We start from the raw sequence: 316 nt of genomic DNA, 5'->3' as shown, positions 1-316 counted from the left end.
GGATCAAGCAATCAAGTACAAGGAAACCTTGAACTTCCCGCTATTGAGTGCTAACACTTACGTTAATGGTGCTCGTGTTTTTGAAGCTTCAACTATTGTCGATAAAACTCCAACTGTTGTAGGCGATGAATTTGTAGTTATCGGTGTAACAACACCTGAAACTGCTACAAAAACCCATCCGAAAAATGTTGAGGGAGTAACATTTACCGACCCAGTCACAGAAGTCAATAAAGTGATTGACGAAGTGGAAGCGCGCGCTCTAGCAGATAATCGTGTTTACAAGAACTATATCATTCTAGCTCACCTAGGTGTCGAT

The 316-nt window shown here is 41.5% G+C and carries 1 pseudogene; it reads left to right on the top strand.

Features of this window, described 5'->3' with window-relative positions:
* Window positions 1-316, top strand: a pseudogene (locus C1G53_RS00170) (bifunctional metallophosphatase/5'-nucleotidase); the annotation flags it as partial.

This window comes from Streptococcus suis, assembly GCF_002960445.1.
In the GTDB taxonomy this organism is placed as follows: domain Bacteria; phylum Bacillota; class Bacilli; order Lactobacillales; family Streptococcaceae; genus Streptococcus; species Streptococcus hyiners.
The sequence above is the reverse complement of the archived record's forward strand: the minus strand, read 5'-3'. Positions and strand labels throughout refer to the sequence as shown.